This window comes from Acinetobacter sp. 24-47-67, assembly GCF_056779735.1.
The window spans coordinates 1-243 of the sequence record NZ_JBWYIK010000053.1 but is presented as its reverse complement, the minus strand read 5'-3'; the positions used below and the strand labels follow the sequence as shown (position 1 = coordinate 243).

Below are 243 nucleotides of genomic sequence, written 5' to 3'. Positions count from 1 at the left end.
ACCAGGAACAACAGTAAATGTCGTTGTTAAAGACAAAGACGGTCAAGTTGTTGCAGAAGGTCCAGCGACAGTTACAGGTGACACATGGACATATACACCATCAGTTGAATTAGCAGATGGTGAATATGACGTAGTTGCAAAAGCAACAGATCAAGCAGGTAACACAGGTGAATCTCAGCCAGAGAGCTTCGAGGTTGACACAGTAGCACCTGAATTAACCATCGATGAGCTTAAGCCAACAAA

At 43.6% G+C, this 243-nt stretch carries 1 protein-coding gene; it reads left to right on the top strand.

The features are described from left to right. A partial coding sequence (locus AC1M9K_RS14650) for an Ig-like domain-containing protein (protein WP_481589658.1) occupies nucleotides 1-243 on the top strand: 243 nt, incomplete at both ends.